Here is a 23,100-nt window from a genome sequence, read left to right as displayed (position 1 = left end):
TCGCATTGCTCGCTTCCCCCAAGCGACAGCAGGCGCTTACCGCGCGCCTGCTTCTTTCAGTTTCGTTTCCACCATATTCCAGCTCGTGCCTTCGATTTTCTGACCGTTGATCAGGAAAGTTGGTGTCCCTTGAACATCGAAATCTTGCACAGCTGCCTGCGTGTCGGCCATGAGCTTTTCAGCCGTCGCTTCTTCGCTAAGGCAGGCTCTGGCTTGATCTGAAGAAATGCCGAGCTGTTGAAAATAGCTTATCAGGTCAAGCTCTTCGGCCAGTTTTACGAACCGCTCATTCGGCTCTGATTGCAAAATGCCGTTATAAGTGGCTTCTCCCATGCCTTGCGCTTTTTCGAACATTGGGCCCTGATTACTCAACGCCTGTTTGGTCAGCGCGAAATAGGGTCCCTCGCCGCTACAGCGAGACAATATGGCGGCCGTCAGGTCCAGTGGATCGCGGACAAAATTCCGGATCTCAAAACTGACCCGGCCGGACTCAACATAATCGTCGCGGATGCTGGTAAATGCTTCTTCACCGAAAGTGGCGCAAACCCCGCAAGTAATCGACATATATTCGACCAGCTTAATCGGCGCATCGGGATTGCCCATCACATAACCGCCAGCTTCGGTCTGGACGACAGTGGTCGACCATTTCTGACCTTCGGGTGCTGCCACGGTTTCAATAGCCTCGCCTGACGTCGCTCCGCCTTCCGTTTCAGCTGCGCCACCGCAGCCGGTGAGCGCCAAAGCCAGAGCAATGGGAGCGAGATAAAGTGATTTAGACATAGATGTTTTCCTGTTATTCCAAATAGTAATCATATTCATTCTGGCAAAGCCACCAAGGTGGGGCGCAGGCGTGCCCAGTTGTGGACATTGTCGATCGGCTCGTTGTTGAGCGTAAAGCTCGGCGTGCCGGTGAGTTTCAATGTTCCGGTCGCATATTTGGTCATCGCCAAAATCTTGTCCTGCGTCGCCTGATCAGCCAGACAGGCATTAATCTGTTTTGCAGAATAGCCACGTTTCTTCATCAACCCATAAAAGTCGGCCGCTTTTGCGATTTTTTGCAAGCGTTCAGGAACCGTGCCTTCGTTCAACGATTGCATGACCTCAGGAGAAGCAGACTGGAAGGTTTGCATCCAGCTCGCCTGAGAGGTCAGTATCGCCCGATGATTACCGAAAAATGCAGTACGCCCTCCGCATCGGGCTAGCATTGCTGCGGTCAGGTCAATCGGGTTGAGAACCAGATTGCGAACCTCGAAACTGACATGGCCTTTCTGGACGAAGCCCGATTTGAGCGGACCGTGCGATTCCGCTTCAAAATTCGCGCAATGACTGCAGGTATAGCTCATATATTCAGCTAGTCTGTGCTTGGCCAAGGGATTACCCATCACATGGCCACCCTTGTCGGACATCGTGACGCGCTCAGTCCAATCGGTTTGCGCTGTCTGCGATTGAGCAGGGACCGGCGCAGTAAAAATAATTGCTGCTCCCAATGCCGCCGAAGCAAGATACGCGCTTCCAAACTTCATGTGTCGTCCTTTTTCTTTTCGGGCTTTCGCCTCTCGCCTCCGCCAATTTTACCCAAGATGGTAATTGGCTTTGGTTCCTCTATTTGCGGAGCGCCTTCCGACTTGGCAATAGCTGTTGCCAGTGATTCCAACACCCTGTTCAATTCCGGGTCACCAATATCGCGCAGGCTGTCACCCAATTCTATCGGTGCGGGTTTCAGCGACGGCGGCGGCGCGACCCGTTTTTCTCTAGGTTTTTCAAGGTCTTTAGAGGAGTTTACTGGCCCTTGCCTGAATCGTACCTGACTGATTGCTCCATAGCCGAAAAAGCGGTTCACACGCTCGATAATCTCGGGTGTAATATGTTGCATCAAAGTGGAATGGGCCCCGGAAACAAGCAAATGGAGGGTTCCACCCTCTTTTTCACCGCGCGGAAAGCGGATTGATTCGGGGAGAGAGACACCAGCATAGCGATCCCCGACTATTTCCGGCCAGCGGCTTACTACTGAACTTTGTATGAAACCGTAGCGACGAAAGGCAGCCCGGCCGATTTCGGGCATCAGGTCGGAGATACTGCGCGCCTCACCACCGCGTGGCCGTTGATATTTGTGAAATTTACGGCCCGCAGAGGATCGTCCTGCGCTCTTGCGCTTTGGCTTCTCACCGTCTGGACTATTTTCCTTCGCCATAACGCCTCATCATGGCATAGGCACCCTATGGGCGTCGACAGAATAACCGGTGAAACGCAGGATATCACCGCCAAAATCAGTGCACATTATGTGGATAACGCGCGAAACTTACCTTGGCGTGTGCCGCCCAAGCTGTCCGCGAGGGGTACTCTACCCGATCCCTATCATGTCTGGATGTCGGAAGTGATGCTGCAACAGACCACAGTAGCAGCTGTGATTGCCTATTTTCAGAAGTTCACCCGGCGATGGCCCACAGTTGCAGATTTAGCGGCGGCAGACGAAGCAGATGTCCTCGCGGCCTGGGCAGGGCTCGGCTATTATGCAAGGGCTCGAAACTTGCATAAATGCGCACGCCATGTGGCCGATAATCTCGGCGGTGTTTTTCCTTCTGAGGAATCCGAGTTGCTCCAGTTGCCGGGCGTCGGTGCTTATACTGCTGCCGCGATCGCCGCGATCGCCTTTGGCAAGCGCGCTGTGGTGGTGGATGCTAATATCGAGCGGCTGGTCGCCCGGATTTTTCAGATCGATATCCCTCTGCCTGCGGGCAAGACAGACATTCGCGTTGGAATGGATGGTTTGACGCCGCAAAATGGTGCGGGAGATTTTGCACAGGCCTGTATGGATATTGGGGCAAGCATTTGTAGTGCCAAAGCACCAAAATGCGAAATTTGTCCCGTACAGAGCCATTGCGCCGCCTATGGCGACGGTGATCAGGTACGCTATCCGGTCAAGCCGCCGAAAAAGGCCAAACCGCTTCGCAAGGCGCGGTTTTTCTGGATTGAGCAGGATGAGAAGCTGTTGCTGGTTACGCGCCCTTCAAAAGGAATGCTGGGCTCGATGCGTGCCTTGCCGGACGACAATTGGGCGGCAGGGACAGACGGTCATGGACAATCGCCGCTGGATGGCAACTGGCGAATTCATGAGAATATCGTTCAGCATAGCTTCACGCATTTTTCGCTTGAGGTCGATTTGGCGGTTTATCAAAGCGATAAAATCGTTATTAACAAGGGTGATAATAAAAAAACGAGACTGGATGATGCGCTCTGGTGGCCAATTTCTGGGATTGAGGATGCAGGCCTGCCGACCTTATACGCAAAAGCAGTGCGCTGGGCAGTGAAACATAGATGAAGGATCACATATGACGACGGACAAAAACAGTAATTCTAGCTTTAGTCGGCGTTCGGTTCTTGGGGCGATCGGCGCCAGTGCATTTCTGGCCGGTGCACCAACCGCTGCCTTTGCGCGGTCGATGGTGCAGCCTGCTTCTCCGTTTCCCGGGCTGACCAAGATTATCAATGATTATGTGGCTGAGAAGAAAGTGGCCGGTATGCTAGCCGCAATCGGCATGGGGCAGGATGATCCCATGGTAATTGCCGCTGGCACCCATAAGTTAGGCGGCGAGAAGGCCGTCGACATGAACACGCTGTGGCGGCTCTATTCACAGACCAAGCCGGTTACAGGTATGGCGATCATGATGTTGATTGAGGATGGCCAGCTAAAGCTCGACCAGCCGCTTGCTGACATTCTGCCTGAATTTGCCGACATGCGCGTATTACAGAATCCTGAGGGTTCGCTCGACGAGACGGTAGCAGCGCGAACGCAAATCACCATTCGCCATTTGCTGACCCATACCGCAGGTCTGGGTTATACGATCATCAGCAAGGGGCCAATCCAGAAAGCCTATTTCGCCAAGGGCATCACCCCGGGCGTGGTCAGCCGGACGCCGCTTCCCGGCACGGAGCCAGGTCCGCCAACGCCTGACATTGCGACCTTCTCGAAAAACCTGGCTTCCCTGCCGCTGGTCTATGAACCCGGTACGAAATGGAGCTACTCAGTGAGTATCGACCTGCTCGGTTATGTGGTCCAGGTGGCCTCGGGCATGCCATTGGAAGAGTTTTTGCAGAAACGCATGTTTGATCCGTTGGGCATGAAGGACACGTTCTTCCAGCTGCCCGCCGACAGAGTCGCCGATTTTACTGACAACTACGCTCCGTTCGGCGGTAGTCTGCTCCCGATTGATCCTGCTGCGAACAGCATCTATCTCGACAAGCCTGCCTTTGCCTTTGGCGGTGCAGGTCTGGTCGGCTCGGCCGCAGATTATGACAAGTTTCTCGCGATGTTACTTGGCTTCGGCACCTTAAAGGGCACAGCGATCATGCAGCCAGAAACGGCCAAGCTTGGCATGTCCAACCTGTTGCCCCAAGGCGCTGATATGAAAGGCACATGGGTTGCCAATCATGGCTATGGTGCTGGTGGTCGTGCAGGCCTCGGTACGACGGCAAGTCCAGCAGGGACCTTTGGATGGGGCGGTGCTGCGGGTACCTCTGCCTTTGTTGATACCGGCAACGGCTTCCGTGCAGGTGGCTATACCCAATATATGCCGTCCAACACCTATCCGTTCCAGTCGGATTTCCCAAAATATGTCTATGCGGATTTGATGCAGCAAATGTCAGCGGGTGGCGGTAAGACCAGCCCATGAGCAATACCGTCAGTCCGATCATGACGAGCGACCTCAGTGCGATCATCCCGACTTTTGCTGGCGGAACGATAGACCGAGCAGATCAGGTCCGGGTCAATCCGGAGCGGTTGAAAGAGGCCATGATGCGGCCCAATGCGCGGTTGCTAAAGCTCGACGGACTGAGTCCGGTTTTTGATGCGACGGGCGATCTCGCCTGGGGCCCATTGTACGAAGCATCACCGGACAATGATTTGTTGTTGCTCGGCATAGACGGCGATACGCCGTGCTTTGCAGAGTTAAATGGAGCGGGCAGCGCAATGCCCACTGCAGACCCGCGTCTTTGGCAATCACTGGGTATCTTGCCGCCCGAGCAGGCCGCTATTTACGCAACCGCACGCAGTCTGGTCGACTGGCATGCACGGCACAGGTTTTGCGCCAATTGCGGTCAGCCAACGGAGTCTCGCAAAGGCGGCTGGGCGCGGCAATGCGACAAGGAAAAACAAGGCTGTGGCGCAGAGCATTTCCCGCGCACCGATCCCGTCGCGATCATGCTGGCGGAATGCGAAGGCAAAATTCTCCTCGGCCGACAACCCCGCTTTCCGCCCAAACGCTTTTCCGCGTTGGCCGGCTTTATCGAGCCCGGTGAAAGCATCGAAGGCGGCGTAGCGCGCGAATTGTGGGAAGAAGCCGGTATCAAGGTCCGCAATGTCCGCTACATTGCTAGCCAGCCATGGCCCTTTCCATCGTCACTGATGATGGCTTGTACCAGCGTGACCGACGACCCGACATTGACGCTGGACGAAGAAGAAATCGAAGAAGCCCAATGGTTCTCACTCGATGAAGTCAAAGCCGCAATGAATGGCGATCCCGATGCACCGTTCATAGCGCCACCGCCCTTTGCGATTGCCTATAATCTGCTTAAGAATTGGGTGGATGAGCAGGAGGGTTGATGGCTCTTTGGCCCGTTGGAGCTTTCGATGAATGTTAATGTCCGCTTTGGGGCGCATAAGGAAACATTACAAAAACAGAAGCTGCCGGTCGGCTGATGATCCATGAGCAGGCGCTGCGCGGCAAGGGTGGCTGAATTGGTATAATAAATGTCATTTGAGACATCGTCGACATTCGATAAGTTGTCCTTATGGAAAAACCGAAACGCGTAGCAATAGTCTTGTTCGAGGGTGTCAACGCACTGGACGTCTCAGGTCCGGCAGAGGCATTTGCGACCACAAGAGACTGCTCTGGCGAGGCAGCTTACGCCATCGAGACATGGGGCCTCGATGCTGTAGAATTTCAAACGGAATCCGGGCTTAAGCTTGTGGCGGACGGCTTGCTGCCAGAGGGAGAGCCCTGTGACATTTTGATTATTCCAGGGGGACGAGGGGCGCGTTTACAAGAGACGGTCGAAGCACTAGCGACGTGGCTCAAAGATAACGCACAAAGCTGCGAAAGGGTCGTCTCGGTCTGTACCGGCGCTTACCCTCTCGCCCACTCGGGGCTCGTTGATGAATTGACGCTCACCACGCATTGGGCTCACGAAGCGGACCTGCAAGCCCGTTACCCAGATGTTTCGGTTCAAGCAGATCAGCTTTTCCTGAATGATGAGAAATACTATTCTTCAGGCGGTGTCGCGTCCGGGATCGACCTTGCTCTTGAGATTATCCGTGAGGATTTCGGTCACGAGGCTGCGATGGACGTAGCGCGTGAAATGGTTGTTTTCCTGCGACGTGATGGAGGGCAATCACAGTTCTCAAAGCTCCTTCAATTACAGTCGCAGACCGACGATCCGATTCAAAAAGCCTGTCGCTGGGCTGCTGCCAATCTTGATGCCGACCTCAGCAATGAAATCCTTGCCGCGAAAGCCCGGCTGAGCGTCCGCCAATTCACCAGAAAATTCATCGAAGCCATCGGTGAGCCACCGGCGACGCATATCAACCGCATGAGGATCGAAGCGGCAAAATCAGCCCTTTCTCAAAGAGCCAACGTCGCTCAAACCGCTCACGCAGTTGGCTTTGGCAGCACCGACGGATTTCGTAAATCATTTGAAAAGCTCACCGGGATCACTCCGACCCAGTTCCAGGCAAGGTTCGGTCAAGCTGAGGATCACTCGTGACTATTCTATCTCGCCGCGCCGTCCTTGGATCGGGCCTTGCCTTAGGGGCCTGCTCGGTAATCGGCTCAGACTACACAAAGGCTGGCACTTATGAATGCCCACCTTGCGGGTGTTCGATGGATGACGTTGTGTTTGCAGCACCAGGTCGGTGCCCCGATTGTGACATGGTTTTGCGTCCTGCGAGCGATCCAGACTTGGGCACTGCACCCGCCGAGCTTGTTGAGGGAGCAGGTCATTTTACCCTCACAGGCAGCACAGGCAAACTATTTACCGTCCACTATTTTAAGCCTGCAAGTTTCACCGCTGCCTCACCGATCCTGCTTATAATACCCGGTGCAGGCAGGAATAGCGCCGAATATCGCAATGCATGGCTAGAGGCTGCGGAAGGGTCAGGCGCGTTGATTTTTTCGCTTGGATATCCCGAAGAAACGTATGATTTCGCTGCTTACAATATGGGAGGATTAGTCAGTGACCTCGCGTTCAGTGATCCAGTAATCAAACAGACTTCCGGGCAGGCTCGAACTATATCGCTCGGCGACAACGATATTTCGTTCAAGCTCAACCCTGATCGCCAAACATGGTTGTTTAACGATTTCGATCTTGCCTTCGACCATATTGTTGAGGCCACCGAGTCGCATCAGGGTTGCTATGATATTTTCGGCCATTCTGCGGGCGGCCAAATCCTTCATCGTATGGCTTTATTCCAGCAATCCACGAAAGCGAACAGGATCATTGCCGCAAATGCAGGATTCTACACGCTGCCAACTTTCGACCAACCGCTCCCAACTGGCCTAGGCGGCACGATTATTGAGCAAGCTGACCTTTCTCGGGCGTTCGACAAAAAGCTAATCGTGATGATCGGACAAAATGACAATGGGGACGCAGTTGGTGGAACGCTTCTAAAAACCCCGCTTGTGAATCGACAAGGGCAAGGGCGCTTCCAACGCGGGCAGTTCTTCTATTCCGCCGCTGTTGAAGCAGCTGAACGGTTAGATGTGCCTCTGAATTGGGAGTTGGTTCGCGTTCCCAGAGTCGGCCACGAGTTCGAGGCAATGTCCTCAGCAGCTGCAGAGCTGCTGGATATAAACTGACTACTTCGCTTTCGCGAAGAACTGGTCTCCACCCCCTGGTTCCAGTCGCCCAACAAAGGTAGAATGAAACATCCGTTTTTGAGATATTGCAGACAGCCACTTCGACTGCTTCGCCACAAGCCGCTTTCCTACAATGTACCATATAGGTTATATATGCTAACCATGATCACCAAATATGGAGCTAATATGACCGAATTCCCTCATCTGCCTGACGAGCAATCCCTGCCTGAACCGACATTGCGGCCGCAGCATAATGGTTGGACAAAGGCCAAGATGCGCGCGTTTCTGGAGGCGCTCGCAGCATCCGGGTCGGTAACGGCAGCAGCGGCGACCGTCTATATGTCGCGCGACAGTGCCTATAAGCTGCGCGCGCGGCTTGCGGGGACGCCATTTGATCTGGCGTGGGAGGCCGCGCTGGAAAATGCCATCCGGCAGGTCACCCATGAAGCGATCGACCGTGCGATCAATGGCGTCGCGCAGCCGATCTTTTGGAAAGGCGAGCAAATTGGCGAGAAGCGCATATTCAATGAAAATCTGACCAAGTTCATCATGTGCAATCCTTCCCGCATCGGCCGCAATCCGGTGGCGCGGGAATTTGCTCTGACTAAGTGGGACTCGATTCTCGACCGGGTGGAACATGGTCCCATTGACTGGAAAGAGGAAGAGAGCGAGGAAGATCCGGAATGCGCAGCAATGGCCCGGGACTATATCAAGGAAAGCAGCGAATATGCCGCGGGCTGGATGTGGGAGCTGAGTTCCAGCGCCCCGCGCGCAATGCCTTGATTTTCAGCAGTTTTTCCGGTGGTATTTCCTATATGCGCTTTTGGTGGTTCTGTGTCGAAACTGTATAAACTCAACGCCGCAAACCACCCCGGATAAGCCCCAAAAGAAAGCAGGCCGAATCGCTCCGGCCTGCTCCCCTGTTATTCTGCGAACGTGACGACATTCACAGAATCATCTGTTCCCCAGGCACGTGGCGGAGCCACCATTCCTGATTGGAAATCTGTTTGCCGTCGCGATCAATGATGGTCAGCGTTGGCGCCGCGTCGGCCTGTCCGTTGATCGAAATGAAATCGCCATCAAAGCTGGTGAAGGTCGTTTCCATCGGGTCACCATAGGTCGGAGCCTGTTCCAGCAAGATACCGACCGCGACTCGCTCGCCCATGCGCAGGCTGTCATAATAGTCGGAGTAATAATGGACACCGGCCATGTTCCGGCCGATCGAGATATTCGCCGCCAGTTTGTCGAGCTCGCCTTGAATGGTCAGCGTGCCCGTGAACTTGCTGTCCTGCACCAGACGATTGCCGTTGCCATTGGGGACATAGACAATCGGCGTGCCATCCGGCTCAACCAGAGGCCGCTCGACGCCGCTGTCATTGCCTTCGAACATCTCGAAAAATGCTTTGACCATTGTCACACAGCCGCCCGCCACGGTGGCATGACCAGCCCCATAGGCCGGGTGCATGGGCGAGCCTTCGGGGAAGGCCATCGGCAGCAGCAAGTTGCAGTCATCAAAGTTGCTGAACGGCGTCGAGCCGCCAGCGCAGTCGGTGAGGCGCATATCGTTCATCGCCGTCTCGTTCTGCGCCTCGTTATGGGCAATCAGGGCGGCTTTCAGTGCATCCGGCAATTCACTGTGCATATGCTCAAACGCGACTTGGGCATCGCCGAGCTTGTCCGCATCGCCGCATTCAACGAGCGCCATGCGTCCCCCCATCAGCTCGGGACGCGCCCGGCGATGATAGTTGAACTTCTCACGCCGCACCGCTTTCAGGCAGCGAGTGGCAACTTCGGTGACCAACGATAAAATATGTGGTCCACCAAAAGTGGCGAAGGCCGTCCGTCTTGCCGAACCGGTGTTGCTGTCGCGGAAACCGGGTTCAGGAAAGCCTTTGGAAGCCGGGACACCCATAGCGTCAATGATCAGGACGGCATTGAGATAGGCTTCATATAGTGCATCAAAATGAACATAGGTCGCGAGATCGCGGGGGGTCGTAATGAACCGGCGTTTCTCCTCGAACAGGTTCGCACTTCTGAAGTCAGCACCATTTTGCACATCCCGCCAGGTCGGCCAGTCTGTCATATGATCGAGACAGCTTTTATGGACGGTCGTCCGCTGGTCGATTGACAGGCTACCATAGCGGATAAACCCGTCTTGCAGGTCGTAGCCTGCGTCTTTGCCGGGGAAGCTCGCGGCTCCGCCGCCAGGGCCGGCCAGACCGGTATTGCCAACCAGCATGAACTGCGAAACATAAGGCCCGGTAAGCGCACCCTTGGTCGAGCCGCGGAAGACTGTTTCAGTGGTCAAGGGAGCAGCAACCGGATTGCTGTCATCCTGCGTGCGAGCAAAACGGCGATTGCGTTCGAAGTTGTTGAGCCCGTTTGCATCGACATAAGGTGGTGTGGACGATGCCACGCCGGTGCCGCTGAAAAAGGGCATGCTGTTAAGCGCATCGACGACTTGAGCGGAGGTCAGCTGCGCATCGCTATCGATGCCACTGTCACATAATCGCACGGCGCTGTCGCCTGCGCAAATGCTGGTAAACGGCACATCCCGCAGGATCGCAAGTCCGTATACCTCTGCCATCTCAGCTGCTTTTTCTGACGAACCAACGCGTGGAGCGGGGGCCATGCCGACACTATCGGCATCTGGTCCCTGCAATTCATAAACATGACCAGCGCGCGGGCTTTCCCATCCGCGCCACTGCGGAATCTGGCTGTTCACCGTACACTGAAAAGTGGGCTCATTTGCCTCTGCCGCACGGTCTGTTGCATCGTTCACATGGTTTTCGAACAGGTTCGTGTCATCGCTGTTTATTGCCTCGACAAATGTGCGATAATCGTCGCCAAAAGAGAGTATACCAAATTCATCATGATGCAGTCCTTTGGTAAAATTGGTGGGGAATTTGGAACCGGCATAATCCAGTTCCTCGGCATTATTGCGGGACGCGGCATGCGGCCGGGTACGTGATATTTCCGCTGCCAGTTCACGCAGTTCTTTAGCTTTGCGGGCTCGTTCGGTGCCGTTGGGGCAGGGTACGCTATGGGGTAGTTTCATTTTACATCTCCTTAGTTCAAGAAAATGCGACCTGAGGCAGCGTCCGGTTTCTCTGGGGGAGGATCGCTGCTTCTGAAGAGGAGATACAGCTAAGACATTCCCGCCAGATTGGAAAAAATGGACATGCAAGTCTTTGCAAAATAGGCGTTTTTATCCTATTTGATGGTTAAGTGAATGAGATTATTGTGAATATTTTTCGCGGACAGTTGCTGCGTGAAAATCATTAGGCTATTGATATTACGCTGAAATTTTATTGGCCGATTTGTCTATTCGGAGTGTTGAATGTCACACCAGTCCGAGTTTTGACAATTCACCGAGCATTTCGGCGGGCATTTCGTCTGCACCTTCGGCACCTTCGCCCAAATCAGGCGGTGTGTCTTTCTCCTCGAGATAGCGCCAGCCTTGATGCGCGCGGCGGGGTATCGTCTGAACAGCAATAAGCTTTGGTTCCAGTCGAATCCATTGACGGCCTTCGCCATTTTCCTGAAAGCCGATAATCGGGCTACGGCCGACAATTTTTTTGCTGTGGATCCAGTAGAGCGAACCTCCGACCATCTCTGCATGCCGTTTTGGCAAATAGCGCGTGGTGAGACGCGCTTCGCCATGTGTTGCTTCATTGCCGATATGTGATTCCAGCCATGCGCGTAATGTCGCGGGGCTTTCACTGCGAAAAGCGATTTTTGTCATGTTGAGCGGCATGCTGCTTATGTGTGGTGACCGGCCGGATTAGTCAAGCGAGACGGATCGATATTGGTTTCTCAAAGTGTCGAACACACAACTCATCGCATCACCAATATTTTATATTGCAAATGATTATCAATAGCATAATATCCTGCCCACGAGTCAAAAAGAGGAGAATGTCAAATGGAACCATGGTCGGGGAAATTGGGAACCGGAAATATCGCAAAGCTAATAACGCCGTTGCCCGATCTAATGTCGCTTGGCAGAGCGGAGGCACAGACGATCGTAGCGCTACGGGTCGCTGTGATGAGTCAGAAATGCTTTCGCGACGCTCGTCCCTATCTGCAAGAACGTTTGGGCAGCGAACTGGCCGTCAGCCGCTTTTTAATTATGGTTGAGGCCATTGGTAGCGCGTGGCCGGAAAGCGTCAAAATTGGTCGCGCCTGCTGTCCGCACACGATGCCGGACGAGATATTGTTGCTCAATATGCTGCGCTTCGCTGTCCAAGGTAATCGTCCCTCTTTCGACGCGCTTATTTGCGAAATGATCGATCCTTGTAGCCGTGACCGAATTTACCTTGATATGACCAATTTTGCGGTGGCGTACGGCACCCAACCGAATTGATCGCCTATGGATTGATCCGTTCAAACATCAGAACGTCGCTGTCCTTATATCTGCTTAGTCCTGTTTCCTGATATCCCAATTTTGCGGCTAGCCGGATGGAAGGGATGTTTTCAGGACTAATGATGCAAACAGTTTTACCGGGATTGAATGTCTTGTGCAGCCAGCTATGTGCGGCGGTCATCGCTTCAAAGGCATAGCCCTTGCCCTGGCCGGCGGCTGAGAATATCCATGCCGCTTCGTGAAAAGGGTCAAAATCCGGACCCAGTCCGCGGCGGAAATCGCCGAAACCGGCATCCCCGATGTAACGATCGGTTCCCTTCTCAATGACCGCCAGCAATCCGTAGCCCAACAATTCCCATCGTCCAAAATGGGCGAGGAAACGCAGCCAGGATTCGTCGTCTGAAGATGGCTCACGTCCGATATATCGCATCACATCCGGATCCTGCGACATGGCTTTGAAAGCGCCAAAATCACTGGCGACATGGGGGCGGAGTAAAAGTCGCTCAGTTTCAATCATATCCGTGCTCTAAAAACTAACCATTCCACTTGCGACAGCAAGGCTGAGAAACGCCAAAAACCCCATCGTATCGGTAATCATGGTCACGAAGACCGAGGAGGCCAACGCCGGATCCTGATCCATTCTTTCGAGCATGACAGGGACAAATATTCCGGCAAATCCGGCGATGACGATATTGATCAACATCGCGGCTGCAATCACACCGCCAAGCATCGGATTGGCAAATATCAATCCGGTTCCGATGCCGATCAGAACCGCAATGGTCCCACCGTTGAGAATAGCGATGCGGAACTCACGCGCAATGATCCTGCGGGTGTTGGACCGGGTCAGTTCATTCATTGCGAGGGCGCGCACAGAGACAGCCATGGTTTGCGTGCCTGCATTGCCGCCAATTGAAGCTACAATCGGCATCAGGATGGCCAGTGCGACCATCTGTTCAATGGCGCCGCCGAATATCGAGATCACGAAACTTGCTACCATCGCTGTGGCAAGGTTTGCGATCAGCCATCTTACACGGGATTTGTAACTGTCGCGAATGGGTTCGTTAATATCGCCTTCGCCGGCACCGGAGAGTAGCAACACGTCTTCGCTGGCCTCATCTTCGACAATGTGGAGGATGTCATCCACCGTAACCATACCTATGAGCCGGCCGTCCTCATTGACTACCGCTGCCGAAATCAGGTTGTATTTCTGGAAACGCAGGGCGACTTCTTCCTGATCCATATCGACCGGAATCAACGTCTGTTCGCGCTTCATGATATCGGCAACAGCAATGTCGCGGGGCACCCGCAATATCCAGCTCAACTGACACGTTCCAACTGGCCTGTGCGATGGGTCGACTACATAAACTTCCCAAAATTCAGTGGTCAAATCACGATGTTCGCGGAGATAGTCGATCAGCTGCCCGACATTCATATGCTCGGGAACGGCAACCAGATCACGCTGCATGATCCGACCAGCTGATTCTTCAGGATAGGTCAGCGCGCTTTCAATAACCGCACGGTCTTCGTCGTCCAGTTCGGCGAGGACCGCCTGTTGTTCATTCTCCTCAAGATCCTCGATGATTGCGACAGCATCATCGGTTTCAAGCTGCTCCGCAAAATCCGCAATCTGACCTGGCTCGAGGATCTCGATCAGATCTTCGCGAACATGCTCGTTCATCTCTGACAGCACATCTGCACTAACCAGATCGCCAAGCGCTTCGGCTAGCGGCGCGCGCTCGTCTTCATCGATTAATTCGAACAGGTCGGCAATGTCCGCATTATGCAGCGGGTTGACCAGTTCCTGGGCAAGATTGGCATCGCCTTCATCAACCGCTTCGGAAACCGAGCGAACGAATTTATCGGTCAGACGGTTATCTTCATCCAGGCGGGGCGGTGCAACGTCATCCGTTTCGGGAGCGTCTGTCAACTCGGTCATGTCGATGCTCCTCTTATCCGGTGTTTGGCGTCACATGCAGCGGGTTTGTAATAGCTGTGCCGCTATAATTGCAATCTTTTGTGACATTTATCGAAAGCAGCGGGTGATTTTTGTGAATAGCGCCCCTATATGCAGGGCCAGTCAAATTAACACCGAACAAAATTATAAGGAATGTTCCATGGCGCATGAAAAAATGACCCTCCACCTCAATACTGGCGACGTTGAAATCAAACTGCGCCCTGATCTGGCCCCTGGTCATGTCGAGCGGATTACCGAACTAGCCTCTGAAGGCTTTTATGACGGCGTCGTTTTTCACCGTGTGATTGACGGATTTATGGCACAGGGTGGCGATCCTACCGGAACCGGCATGTCAGGCTCTGACAAACCTGATATTCCAGCCGAATTTAGCGATGCACCTCATAGCCGCGGTGTTTGCTCCATGGCCCGGACGATGGATCCAAACAGCGCCAACAGCCAGTTCTTCATTTGCTTGGATGACGCCGGTTTCCTCGATGGCCAATATACTGTCTGGGGCGAAGTGACAAACGGCATGGATGCCGTTGACGCCCTGCCCAAGGGCGAGCCACCGGCAGAGCCTGGCTCAATCAAAAGCGTGACCCTCGGCTAAGCGCTCGACGAAATAACTGTGAAAAAAAGTGCGTTCTCCGGCCTTGTACTAGCCAGCATCCTGCTGGTTTCCTGTGCGGCCGGAGACGGCGAAGCAGATGGTGACGAAAGCAACGCGCTGTTGCCAGTGGTTATAGATCCGGCCGCGGCCAAAACCGGATATCTTGCCGAAATGCAGGGCAGTTGGGTGTCGGATGAGAATCCCCAAGATACTATTTTGATTGAGGGCAGCAGCTTTCAAACTCTGCATCAAGACAGTCCGAAAGATGATGTGCCGATCATCTTCGTCGACAGTTGCAAGACGCAGGTTCCTGATATGACAGGAAAAGCTTTCATTTTGCGCGGCAAAGAAAAACAAACCTGCTATCTGCTCTATTCCGTGTCAGAAGAAAAATTGAGCTACATTGATGGCACCCGCGGGAGAACATCGCGTTTCACCCGGAAAGAATAACTGACCAATGGAGATAAGCACCATGACCGACAATTCCGTTGAATATACCCCACCAAAAGTCTGGACATGGGACAGTGAAAGTGGCGGGCGTTTTGCCAATATCAACCGCCCGATTGCCGGTTCTACCCATGACAAGGAATTGCCGGTCGGCAAGCATCCTTTCCAGCTATACTCGTTGGGCACACCCAATGGTGTGAAGGTCACAATCATGTTCGAAGAGCTTTTGGAAGCAGGCATTTCGGCCGCAGAATATGATGCATGGCTAGTGAATATCGGAGATGGCGCGCAATTTGGCAGCGGCTTTGTCGATATCAATCCGAACAGCAAGATTCCGGCGCTTCTCGATCACAGTACTACACCGCCAACCCGGCTTTTTGAATCCGGTTCCATGCTGGTTTATCTCGCCGAAAAGTTTGAAAAGTTCCTGCCAACCGATTCTGCCAAGCGTACGGAAGCGATGAATTGGCTGTTCTGGCAAATGGGTAGCGCGCCTTTCCTAGGCGGCGGTTTTGGGCATTTTTATGCCTATGCGCCTGAGAAATATGAATATCCGATCAACCGCTATGCGATGGAAGTGAAGCGGCAGATGGACGTGCTGGATCGCCATCTCGCGGACAATGAATATTTTGCCGGTGACGAATATAGTATCGCTGATATGGCGATCTTCCCTTGGTATGGCGGGTTGGCGCGCGGTGTTCTTTATGAAGCCGGTGAATTCCTGTCTGTGCAGGACTATAAAAACGTGCAGCGCTGGACAGCGCAGCTGGGTGATCGTCCGGCTGTCAAACGCGGAATGATGGTCAATCGGCCTTACGGAGAACCGGAAACGCAATTGCACGAACGCCATGATGCCAGCGATTTTGAAACCAACACGCAGGACAAGAGAATCGCGCGCGGAGAGGTTGAGGCACCGGAATAATGCGTCTGAATAAGCCGCGTATCGCTCCGCTATCCGATGCGGATATGGACGATGAGCAAAAGGCGATGCTGGGCGAGCGTTTCCAGCAAGGCCCGGTACTCAATATATTCCGGACACTGGCCCGCGCACCAAAGGCGTTCAAGGCTTTCATGTGGTGGGGCGGCTATATGCTGTCGCGTCACAACAGCCTGCCTGAGCGCGAGCGGGAAATGATTATCCTGCGGACCGGGTTTAACTGGAAATCCGGCTATGAATGGGCGCAGCATGTCCGCATCGGCAAGGATTGCGGGATAACCGATGAAGAGATTGAACGGATCAAGCAGGGACCCGGCGCGCCGGGCTGGACGTCCTTGGAAGCCGCGATGTTGCGGGCGACCGATGAGCTGACCAGTGACAGCTTTATATCCGATGCGACCTGGGTTGAGCTTTCAGAGCTCACCGAAAAACAGCGGATGGATCTGGTCATGACGGTTGGCCAATATACCCAGGTTTCGATGATGCTGAACAGCTACGGCGTTCAGCTGGATGAGGGATTGGAACTGGACCCTGATCTGAGGGCATAAAGAAGTCAGGTCGGGATTGTGCCGAACGGAACAACCTTATTCTCCACATCATGGCCGATATCGGCCCTGCCCAGATACGGAATCGCGTAGCGATCACATAAGCGCTGGACAATGTCTTCGGCTTCTTCGCCGAACGGACGATTATTCTCCGGCACTTCACTGACTCGGCCAAGACGGATGCCTTCCAGACCTTTGTCCGCAAGATATGTGGTGACGTTGAACAGAGCGCGGTCGAAAGCATAAAGATATTCCGCGATCTCCTCGATCATCAGGACATGGCCTTCCAGATCTGGCAGCAATGGTGTGCCGACCATCATCGCCAAGGTCATCAGGTTGAACGCAGCATATTTCTGACCAGCCTCAGCATGCGGTTCCAGCGCCTGTTTATCCCAGTGAACCAGCCAATCCAGTCCGCGCTGAACAGCGACCATGCCGCCATCGCGGCGCATGTCGACCGGCATCGGACCGTGGGCCTGTGTACCAATTCCAGCTTTGTAAAGCGCACCTAGCAAATTGCCGCCATCACTATAGCCCATATAGTGTTTGCCTTGCGCCGCTGGGCCGAGTTGGGTCAGAATGTCATCAGCAATCCGCGCTGCGCCATAGCCGCCACGGGCAAACCAGATAGCGTCGACAGATGGGTCATTTGCCAACGACAGAAAAGCTGAGGATCGCAGGTCGTCCTTTCCTGCAAAATGTCCTTCTATGGCAAAACATTGATCGTGAAAAACCAGTTGAGCTGCGGGATGGCTTTGATTGGTGAGGGCGGTAAGCTGCTCGGCTTCTTCTCTATATAAAGGCGTTGACGGCGCACAAATGCCGATCCTGACCTGTCCCACGATATTTTTACCCCAATATAATTGCCAAAAAGCTGTCGAGGCCATAGCGGGGGTTTATGAGTAAAGACAAATCCTATTATTTTTGCGGCATTGGTGGATCAGGCATGTTGCCGCTGGCAATGATTGTGCGGGAAAGCGGTGCTGAAGTTGCCGGTTCGGATCGAGCGCTCGATCAAGGCCGGCTGGCGGCCAAGTTCGAATGGCTGAAAGCGAAGGGTATCGGCCTGTTTGCGCAGGACGGCAGTGGGCTTAACTCGGGCGATCAGATATTGATCGCATCGGCGGCCATTGAAGACACTGTGCCAGATGTTGCCAAAGCCAATAGCCTGGGCTGTGCCCGGATGACCCGGGCAGAGTTGCTGGCAGAGCAGTTTAATGGCTCGCCGCGGAATATTGCGATTGGCGGTACGAGCGGAAAGTCGACGGTTACGGGTATGATCGGCTGGATATTGACCGAGGCTGGCTTGGACCCGACGATCATGAACGGCGCGGTAATGAAAAACTTTGTGGCGGATGATGCGCCTTTCGCCAGCTCTCGGGTTGGCGATGGCGACATCATGGTGAGTGAAGTTGACGAAAGCGACGGATCGATTGCTTTGTTTGATCCTGAAATCGCTGTGCTGAACAATGTCAGCCTGGACCACAAGAGCCTTGAAGAGCTACGCCAGTTATTCGGTGATTTTGCGGGAAAGGCCAGGCATTGCATCTGGAACCGGGATGATGCCGAAACTGCTGCACTGATCCAAGGGCTTGATCTGCGTGATGCCATCAGCTTCGGTTTTTCAGAAGGTGCTGATTTTCAGGCCTCGGATATTGAGGAAGCGCCGATCAGCAGCTGCTTCACACTAACCGCCGGCGAGAAAAATTTCCCCGTCACGATGCAAGTGCCGGGACGTCACAATATTGCCAATGCACTGGCGGCCATAGCAGCGGCATTCGCTGTTGGCGTGCCAGTGGCCGACAGTGTCTCCGCTATCGCGTCATTTAACGGTCTTGCGCGGCGCTTCGATGTCGTTGGCTCAGCAAATGGCATAAGTGTGATTGATGATTTTGGTCATAATCCCGACAAGATTGCAGCCACGCTAAAAACCATGAAAGCATTTCCTGGCCGGATCATCGCATTTTTTCAGCCCCATGGTTTTGGTCCTATCCATAAAATGGGTGCTGAACTGGCGGAGGTATTTGTCAACATTCTGGGCGATGATGACCGTGTTGTCCTTTGTGATCCGGTTTACTTTGGTGGCACCGTTGATCGCAGCATTGGCAGTGAATTTATCACGGACGCTGTCACAGCAGCTGGTGGCAGCGCTGATCACATTGCAGATCGTGAAGCTTGCGCTACGCACATTGCTGAAACTGCGAGGCCGGGTGATCGCATTGTGATCATGGGAGCTCGCGATGATACGCTGAGCCTGTTTGCATCAGACATTTTGGCAAGACTGTCCGCTTAGCAACGGCGTATCTCAATGCAAATCAGGCCCTGAAGAGGGCCTGATCTTGAGTATTTATCGCGGGTATGAAGTGAAATCAGCTTTCACTTCTGTCAGGGGCTTGTTGGATTATCGTCGTCGTCATCATCATTATTTATTATCGTTAGCGTAATAAAACCGACAGCAATGGCACCGGCCAGTACGGCTATGATGGTATCGCTACCACCTCCTAGATTACTGGCTTGTTCCTGAGTCGCGGAAACACGCTCCACACTCGCGCTGGTCGCAGGAGCGACCGCCTGCGATTGCGCCAGAACAGGCGCTGTCGAAAGAGATAGAGCTGATAATGCAGCTAAAGTTTTAAAACGCATGTATTTTCTCCAATATTTCGCTCGGAATATTCTTCCATGATTACTCACAGAAGTTTCCCGAATATTTGGTTTTTACGACAATAATTGTCGATTCATGCGTGACGATTCCTATCGTCTACCATAAAAACAAATAAATGTCATGGAGGTCCAACAGCCAAACAGGCACGGTTGGTCGCTTAAAGCCCTGCTTTTACAACCCAATCGTGGAAAATTCGCACGGCTCGATTCTTCTTGTCCCGTTTGCGGCAGACGAACCAGTAAGAATAGGGGCTATCAATATCATAGTCGAACAACCGTGCGAGACGCGGGTCATTGGCGTCGGAAAAGTGGCCGCCATGCATGATGGCAACACCAAGTCCCTGTGCTGCGGCTTCCAGCATCAATGGACCGCTATTCATTTGATCGACGCTGGCAGGATTGAGATCAGGCAAGCCAACAGCCTCTTTCCAGCGATCAAAGGCTTTGATCATATCGCTATGGATAAGAATATTGTGCGCTGTTAAGTCTTCCGGCGTCTTTATTGCATTGGGCCCATTGACAAGGTCCGTTGCAGCAATGGCGTAAATCTTGTTGCTGTCCAGCTTTACAGAATAGAGATTGGGATCAACATGATCAGCAATGATGATTGCTGCATCAATAACATCACCCAGCATATTTTCTGCGTGGGTGGAGGTATCAACATCAATATGAAGGTTTGGATAGAGTTTTCTAAGTTCCGGCAAGCGGGGCAACAGGCGCGTCGCTCCAAAGAGTGGAAGTACACCTAAACGAAGCCGCAAATCGCTGCCTGTGACGGTCATTTGTTCTACTGCTTCGCCGATCGTTTCCAAGGCAGGAGCAACGGCATCAAGCAGCGACTGGCCATCTTCGTTGAGGACCATTGCTTGGTTGCGCCGTTCAAATAATGGCTTTCCAATATGGTCTTCCAGCGATTTGATTCTGCGGCTCAGCGCGGGAGCAGATAGCGCGAGTTCAGCGGCTGCAGCCTTGGAAGAGCCAAGTCTTGCAACACGGATAAAGGCTTCCAAGGCACGTAGGGGAGGGAGACGTCGCATGGTTTTTGCAATATCGGAGCTAAATGAGAATTGTGCAACGCAAAATTGCATTTAAATTGAATAGATTGGCTAAATCTCGTCGCTGACAGAAATAGTATGTTGCGTAAAATGCAACCAACAATGTTCTTTTCGCACTTGCAACATAAACGATTCTCGCCCAAATAGAACTCGCCTTTCAGGCATCCTCTCCTAAAAACTTTTATAGGCCGGTCCTTCGGGACTGGCCTTTTTTTTGCCTGAAATACGGCTCTCCTTGTCCTGCTGGGTGGATTCCGGGCAAATTCAGAGTCGCAAATTGCCGGATGCCTCCCTATCTTGTTGGAAACAATAGAAGCGGCAGGAGTCTATCCCCCATGTCTGATCCCAAATCCGAATCCCCGTCCGACCCTGAATCCGAATCTCAAATGATAAAGCTGCAAGTTGCCAATGCGCGGCCAGAAGATAGCGGTCGCGGGCTTGCGCGCCTGTCGCGTGATAATCTGAGCAAATTGGGTTTGATGGAGGGTGATGTTGTCGAGATATGCGGCAAGCAGGCAACGCCCGCTCGAGCAGTTCTGCCCTATCCGGAGGATGAAGGGCTAGATTTTGTCCGCCTTGATGGATTGCAACGCGCCAATGCCGGCGTAGGTTCCGGTGATTTTGTCGAAATTCGCAAGGTAGAGTCCAAGGCGGCCAAGAAAGTTATCTTTGCACCAGCGCAGAAAGATCTGCGCCTGCATGGTAGCGGCGCTGGCCTGAAACGCAGCTTCATGGGTAGGCCTCTAAATGCGGGCGATTTTGTCGCGACTCATGGCCAGCAGCAGGTCGATCGTAGCGACATGCCGCCGCAATTGCAGCAGATGCTGGCCGCTCCGGCTTTTTCGCTGACCCAGATCCGACTTATGGTCGTTTCGACCGCTCCGAAGGGCTTTGTGCATATTGATGAGAATACTGAAGTCGAACTGCGCCCGGAATATGAAGAATCGACCGAGCACCGCCGGGCTGATGTCACCTATGATGATATTGGCGGGTTGCATGAAACTATCGATCAGCTGCGCGAGATGGTCGAGCTGCCGCTCCGCTATCCACAACTATTTACCCGCCTTGGCGTTGATCCGCCACGAGGGGTGCTGCTCCACGGTCCTCCGGGTACGGGCAAGACCCGCTTGGCACGCGCCGTCGCAAATGAAAGCGACGCCGAATTTTTCCTGATCAACGGTCCTGAAATCATGGGATCGGCTTATGGCGAATCCGAGAAAAAACTCCGTGAAGTTTTTGAAGCGGCGACCAAGGCGGCACCATCGATCCTGTTCATTGACGAGATTGACTCCATCGCACCTAAGCGAGGTGAAGTGCAGGGTGAGACAGAGAAGCGTCTGGTCGCTCAATTGCTGACATTGATGGACGGTCTGGAATCACGCCTCAATCTGGTGGTCATCGCGGCGACCAATCGTCCCGAGGCCATTGATGAGGCGCTGCGCCGACCGGGCCGATTTGATCGCGAGATCATCGTTGGTGTTCCTGATCTGCGCGGCCGTAAAGAAATATTGGGAATCCACACCCGCGGTATGCCTTTGGAATCGGCGGTAGACCTTCAGGAGCTGGCTCGCACAACATATGGTTTTGTCGGCGCCGATCTTGCGGCTTTGACGCGTGAGGCTGCGATTGAAGCGGTTCGGCGGATCATGCCGAAACTTGATCTGGAATCTGAAACCGTGCCACCGGAAGTTCTTGAGGAGCTGGTGGTGCGCCGCGATGATTTTGTCGAGGCGCTGAAACGCGTTCAACCTTCTGCCATGCGTGAAGTGATGGTGCAGGCACCGGATGTGCGCTGGGAAGATATTGGCGGTCTGGATGACGCGCAGATGCGATTGAAGGAAGGCATTGAATTGCCGATGAAGAGCCCGGAGGCCTTCGCCAAATTGGGTATTCGGCCGGCCAAGGGATTTCTGCTTTATGGACCGCCTGGAACGGGCAAGACATTGCTCGCCAAGGCTGTAGCGCGGGAAGCGGAGGCCAATTTCATCGCGACCAAATCCAGTGATTTGCTTTCCAAATGGTATGGCGAGAGTGAGCAGCAGATTGCGCGCCTCTTTGCGCGAGCGCGACAAGTCGCGCCGACGGTATTGTTTATTGACGAGATTGACAGTCTGGTCCCGGCGCGTGGTCGCGGGATGGGCGAGCCGCAAGTGACTGAACGCGTGGTCAACACGATATTGGCTGAAATGGACGGGCTGGAGGAAATGCAGTCGGTTATCCTGATCGGCGCAACAAACCGCCCCGGTCTGGTCGATCCGGCGCTGTTACGCCCCGGCCGATTTGATGAGCTGGTCTATGTTCCGGTACCCGAAAAAGAGGGGCGCCGCCGGATCCTTGCCATCCACACCGCGAAGATGCCAATCGACAAGGATGTCGATCTTGATGATATTGCGCGGCGCGCAGAACGCTATTCGGGTGCCGATCTGGAAGATCTGGTACGCCGGGCAGGGCTCTATGCCTTGCGCGAACATGGCGGATTGGTCGAGAAGGTCTCGATGAAGCATTTTGAGCGCGCGCTGAAAGACAGTCGGGCCTCGGTAACGCCAGAGATGGAGGAAGAATATTCCAAAATGGAAGCGCAACTCAAGCAAAATGCGATGCGCGCCGAGCCAATTGGTTTCGTCGCTCCCGGTATGTTAACGCCGGTCAACGACAGCAAGCACGAGTTTTAACGTTGC

The 23,100-nt window shown here is 53.7% G+C and carries 23 protein-coding genes; 13 read left to right on the top strand and 10 right to left on the bottom strand.

The window, feature by feature from the left end:
- Nucleotides 1-36 precede the first annotated feature (36 nt).
- From DG177_RS07985 to DG177_RS07975, 3 genes are read right to left on the bottom strand one after another with little or no spacing between them, the layout of a single operon-like run.
- A complete protein-coding gene (locus tag DG177_RS07985; protein WP_108810998.1) occupies nucleotides 37-780 on the bottom strand; it encodes a thioredoxin domain-containing protein in 744 nt (247 codons plus the stop codon).
- A 35-nt stretch (nucleotides 781-815) separates the two neighbouring features.
- Nucleotides 816-1,523 carry a thioredoxin domain-containing protein gene (locus tag DG177_RS07980; RefSeq protein WP_108810997.1) on the bottom strand — a complete coding sequence of 236 codons (708 nt, stop codon included), beginning with the start codon at nucleotides 1,521-1,523 and terminating at the stop codon, nucleotides 816-818.
- On the bottom strand, nucleotides 1,520-2,191 hold the full coding sequence (locus DG177_RS07975; protein ID WP_108810996.1) for a DciA family protein: 672 nt from the start codon (nucleotides 2,189-2,191) through the stop codon (nucleotides 1,520-1,522). Before DG177_RS07975 ends, DG177_RS07980 begins: the two co-directional genes overlap by 4 nt.
- 27 nt (nucleotides 2,192-2,218) lie before the next feature.
- On the opposite strand from DG177_RS07975, the gene DG177_RS07970 reads away from it, so the two are divergent.
- The 6 genes from DG177_RS07970 to DG177_RS07945 all read left to right on the top strand — a co-directional run bounded on the left by DG177_RS07970 (nucleotide 2,219) and on the right by DG177_RS07945 (nucleotide 8,633).
- Nucleotides 2,219-3,319 (top strand): NUDIX domain-containing protein, encoded by a 1,101-nt coding sequence (locus DG177_RS07970; RefSeq protein WP_108810995.1) that lies wholly within the window; start codon nucleotides 2,219-2,221, stop codon nucleotides 3,317-3,319.
- Nucleotides 3,320-3,329: 10 nt separating this feature from the next.
- The gene (locus tag DG177_RS07965) at nucleotides 3,330-4,670 is read left to right on the top strand and encodes a serine hydrolase (protein ID WP_108810994.1); all 1,341 of its coding nucleotides are present in this window, start codon (nucleotides 3,330-3,332) and stop codon (nucleotides 4,668-4,670) included.
- Nucleotides 4,667-5,599, top strand: coding sequence for an NAD(+) diphosphatase (nudC, locus tag DG177_RS07960; RefSeq protein ID WP_337658638.1), 933 nt, complete (start codon nucleotides 4,667-4,669; stop codon nucleotides 5,597-5,599). Before DG177_RS07965 ends, nudC begins: the two co-directional genes overlap by 4 nt.
- Before the next feature lie 188 nt (nucleotides 5,600-5,787).
- Nucleotides 5,788-6,759, top strand: a complete 972-nt coding sequence (locus DG177_RS07955; RefSeq protein WP_108810993.1) for a DJ-1/PfpI family protein — start codon at nucleotides 5,788-5,790, stop codon at nucleotides 6,757-6,759.
- Complete coding sequence (locus tag DG177_RS07950) at nucleotides 6,756-7,850, top strand: hypothetical protein (RefSeq protein WP_337658637.1); 1,095 nt, start codon at nucleotides 6,756-6,758, stop codon at nucleotides 7,848-7,850. The genes DG177_RS07955 and DG177_RS07950 overlap by 4 nt, the downstream gene beginning before the upstream one ends.
- Before the next feature lie 186 nt (nucleotides 7,851-8,036).
- Nucleotides 8,037-8,633 carry a hypothetical protein gene (locus DG177_RS07945; RefSeq protein WP_108810991.1) on the top strand — a complete coding sequence of 199 codons (597 nt, stop codon included), beginning with the start codon at nucleotides 8,037-8,039 and terminating at the stop codon, nucleotides 8,631-8,633.
- Nucleotides 8,634-8,796: 163 nt separating this feature from the next.
- Here DG177_RS07945 and DG177_RS07940 read toward each other — a convergent pair whose 3' ends face one another.
- Together DG177_RS07940 and DG177_RS07935 are read right to left on the bottom strand one after the other, a co-directional pair.
- Nucleotides 8,797-10,908 (bottom strand): bromoperoxidase, encoded by a 2,112-nt coding sequence (locus DG177_RS07940; protein WP_108810990.1) that lies wholly within the window; start codon nucleotides 10,906-10,908, stop codon nucleotides 8,797-8,799.
- Nucleotides 10,909-11,193: 285 nt separating this feature from the next.
- Nucleotides 11,194-11,607, bottom strand: a complete 414-nt coding sequence (locus DG177_RS07935; protein ID WP_108810989.1) for a DUF1489 family protein — start codon at nucleotides 11,605-11,607, stop codon at nucleotides 11,194-11,196.
- A gap of 165 nt (nucleotides 11,608-11,772) precedes the next feature.
- Here DG177_RS07935 and DG177_RS07930 point away from each other — a divergent pair, with 165 nt between their 5' ends.
- The gene (locus DG177_RS07930) at nucleotides 11,773-12,213 is read left to right on the top strand and encodes a hypothetical protein (RefSeq protein ID WP_108810988.1); all 441 of its coding nucleotides are present in this window, start codon (nucleotides 11,773-11,775) and stop codon (nucleotides 12,211-12,213) included.
- A gap of 4 nt (nucleotides 12,214-12,217) precedes the next feature.
- Here the strand turns inward: DG177_RS07930 and DG177_RS07925 are convergent, their stop codons facing one another.
- Together DG177_RS07925 and mgtE are read right to left on the bottom strand one after the other, a co-directional pair.
- Complete coding sequence (locus DG177_RS07925) at nucleotides 12,218-12,730, bottom strand: GNAT family N-acetyltransferase (RefSeq protein ID WP_108810987.1); 513 nt, start codon at nucleotides 12,728-12,730, stop codon at nucleotides 12,218-12,220.
- A 9-nt stretch (nucleotides 12,731-12,739) separates the two neighbouring features.
- Entirely contained in the window at nucleotides 12,740-14,149 is a 1,410-nt protein-coding gene (gene mgtE / locus DG177_RS07920; RefSeq protein ID WP_108810986.1) for a magnesium transporter, read from the bottom strand.
- A 178-nt stretch (nucleotides 14,150-14,327) separates the two neighbouring features.
- Here mgtE and DG177_RS07915 point away from each other — a divergent pair, with 178 nt between their 5' ends.
- The 4 genes from DG177_RS07915 to DG177_RS07900 are packed head-to-tail and all read left to right on the top strand — an operon-like array spanning nucleotide 14,328 to nucleotide 16,709.
- Complete coding sequence (locus DG177_RS07915) at nucleotides 14,328-14,777, top strand: peptidylprolyl isomerase (RefSeq protein WP_108810985.1); 450 nt, start codon at nucleotides 14,328-14,330, stop codon at nucleotides 14,775-14,777.
- Between the two features lie 18 nt (nucleotides 14,778-14,795).
- Nucleotides 14,796-15,227, top strand: coding sequence for a hypothetical protein (locus DG177_RS07910; protein WP_108810984.1), 432 nt, complete (start codon nucleotides 14,796-14,798; stop codon nucleotides 15,225-15,227).
- Between the two features lie 22 nt (nucleotides 15,228-15,249).
- Nucleotides 15,250-16,146 (top strand): glutathione-dependent disulfide-bond oxidoreductase, encoded by an 897-nt coding sequence (gene yghU, locus DG177_RS07905; RefSeq protein ID WP_108812860.1) that lies wholly within the window; start codon nucleotides 15,250-15,252, stop codon nucleotides 16,144-16,146.
- Nucleotides 16,146-16,709, top strand: coding sequence for a carboxymuconolactone decarboxylase family protein (locus DG177_RS07900; protein WP_108810983.1), 564 nt, complete (start codon nucleotides 16,146-16,148; stop codon nucleotides 16,707-16,709). The genes yghU and DG177_RS07900 overlap by 1 nt, the downstream gene beginning before the upstream one ends.
- A 5-nt stretch (nucleotides 16,710-16,714) precedes the next feature.
- Here DG177_RS07900 and DG177_RS07895 read toward each other — a convergent pair whose 3' ends face one another.
- Nucleotides 16,715-17,548, bottom strand: coding sequence for an LD-carboxypeptidase (locus tag DG177_RS07895; protein WP_337658636.1), 834 nt, complete (start codon nucleotides 17,546-17,548; stop codon nucleotides 16,715-16,717).
- Nucleotides 17,549-17,604: 56 nt separating this feature from the next.
- On the opposite strand from DG177_RS07895, the gene DG177_RS07890 reads away from it, so the two are divergent.
- Nucleotides 17,605-18,999, top strand: a complete 1,395-nt coding sequence (locus DG177_RS07890) for a glutamate ligase domain-containing protein (RefSeq protein ID WP_108810981.1) — start codon at nucleotides 17,605-17,607, stop codon at nucleotides 18,997-18,999.
- Nucleotides 19,000-19,091: 92 nt separating this feature from the next.
- On the opposite strand, the gene DG177_RS07885 is transcribed toward DG177_RS07890, so the two are convergent.
- Nucleotides 19,092-19,349: a hypothetical protein gene (locus DG177_RS07885; RefSeq protein ID WP_108810980.1), complete on the bottom strand. Its 258-nt coding sequence runs from the start codon at nucleotides 19,347-19,349 to the stop codon at nucleotides 19,092-19,094.
- A gap of 176 nt (nucleotides 19,350-19,525) precedes the next feature.
- The gene (locus DG177_RS07880) at nucleotides 19,526-20,404 is read right to left on the bottom strand and encodes a LysR substrate-binding domain-containing protein (RefSeq protein WP_108812859.1); all 879 of its coding nucleotides are present in this window, start codon (nucleotides 20,402-20,404) and stop codon (nucleotides 19,526-19,528) included.
- A 353-nt stretch (nucleotides 20,405-20,757) separates the two neighbouring features.
- On the opposite strand from DG177_RS07880, the gene DG177_RS07875 reads away from it, so the two are divergent.
- On the top strand, nucleotides 20,758-23,094 hold the full coding sequence (locus DG177_RS07875; RefSeq protein ID WP_108810979.1) for a CDC48 family AAA ATPase: 2,337 nt from the start codon (nucleotides 20,758-20,760) through the stop codon (nucleotides 23,092-23,094).
- Nucleotides 23,095-23,100: the final 6 nt, after the last annotated feature.

Source organism: Sphingorhabdus sp. Alg231-15, assembly GCF_900149705.1.
Taxonomy (GTDB): Bacteria; Pseudomonadota; Alphaproteobacteria; order Sphingomonadales; family Sphingomonadaceae; genus Parasphingorhabdus.
Note: the sequence above shows the minus strand (reverse complement) of the source record. Positions and strands in the feature narration are given on the sequence as shown.

Coding starts and splice junctions, on each gene's coding strand:
- DG177_RS07985 (WP_108810998.1), bottom strand. CDS start 780: ATGTCTAAATCACTTTATCTCGCTCCCATTGCTCTGGCTTTGGCGCTC.
- DG177_RS07980 (WP_108810997.1), bottom strand. CDS start 1,523: ATGAAGTTTGGAAGCGCGTATCTTGCTTCGGCGGCATTGGGAGCAGCA.
- DG177_RS07975 (WP_108810996.1), bottom strand. CDS start 2,191: ATGGCGAAGGAAAATAGTCCAGACGGTGAGAAGCCAAAGCGCAAGAGC.
- DG177_RS07970 (WP_108810995.1), top strand. CDS start 2,219: ATGGGCGTCGACAGAATAACCGGTGAAACGCAGGATATCACCGCCAAA.
- DG177_RS07965 (WP_108810994.1), top strand. CDS start 3,330: ATGACGACGGACAAAAACAGTAATTCTAGCTTTAGTCGGCGTTCGGTT.
- nudC (WP_337658638.1), top strand. CDS start 4,667: ATGAGCAATACCGTCAGTCCGATCATGACGAGCGACCTCAGTGCGATC.
- DG177_RS07955 (WP_108810993.1), top strand. CDS start 5,788: ATGGAAAAACCGAAACGCGTAGCAATAGTCTTGTTCGAGGGTGTCAAC.
- DG177_RS07945 (WP_108810991.1), top strand. CDS start 8,037: ATGACCGAATTCCCTCATCTGCCTGACGAGCAATCCCTGCCTGAACCG.
- DG177_RS07940 (WP_108810990.1), bottom strand. CDS start 10,908: ATGAAACTACCCCATAGCGTACCCTGCCCCAACGGCACCGAACGAGCC.
- DG177_RS07935 (WP_108810989.1), bottom strand. CDS start 11,607: ATGCCGCTCAACATGACAAAAATCGCTTTTCGCAGTGAAAGCCCCGCG.
- DG177_RS07930 (WP_108810988.1), top strand. CDS start 11,773: ATGGAACCATGGTCGGGGAAATTGGGAACCGGAAATATCGCAAAGCTA.
- DG177_RS07925 (WP_108810987.1), bottom strand. CDS start 12,730: ATGATTGAAACTGAGCGACTTTTACTCCGCCCCCATGTCGCCAGTGAT.
- mgtE (WP_108810986.1), bottom strand. CDS start 14,149: ATGACCGAGTTGACAGACGCTCCCGAAACGGATGACGTTGCACCGCCC.
- DG177_RS07915 (WP_108810985.1), top strand. CDS start 14,328: ATGGCGCATGAAAAAATGACCCTCCACCTCAATACTGGCGACGTTGAA.
- yghU (WP_108812860.1), top strand. CDS start 15,250: ATGACCGACAATTCCGTTGAATATACCCCACCAAAAGTCTGGACATGG.
- DG177_RS07900 (WP_108810983.1), top strand. CDS start 16,146: ATGCGTCTGAATAAGCCGCGTATCGCTCCGCTATCCGATGCGGATATG.
- DG177_RS07890 (WP_108810981.1), top strand. CDS start 17,605: ATGAGTAAAGACAAATCCTATTATTTTTGCGGCATTGGTGGATCAGGC.
- DG177_RS07885 (WP_108810980.1), bottom strand. CDS start 19,349: ATGCGTTTTAAAACTTTAGCTGCATTATCAGCTCTATCTCTTTCGACA.
- DG177_RS07880 (WP_108812859.1), bottom strand. CDS start 20,404: ATGCGACGTCTCCCTCCCCTACGTGCCTTGGAAGCCTTTATCCGTGTT.
- DG177_RS07875 (WP_108810979.1), top strand. CDS start 20,758: ATGTCTGATCCCAAATCCGAATCCCCGTCCGACCCTGAATCCGAATCT.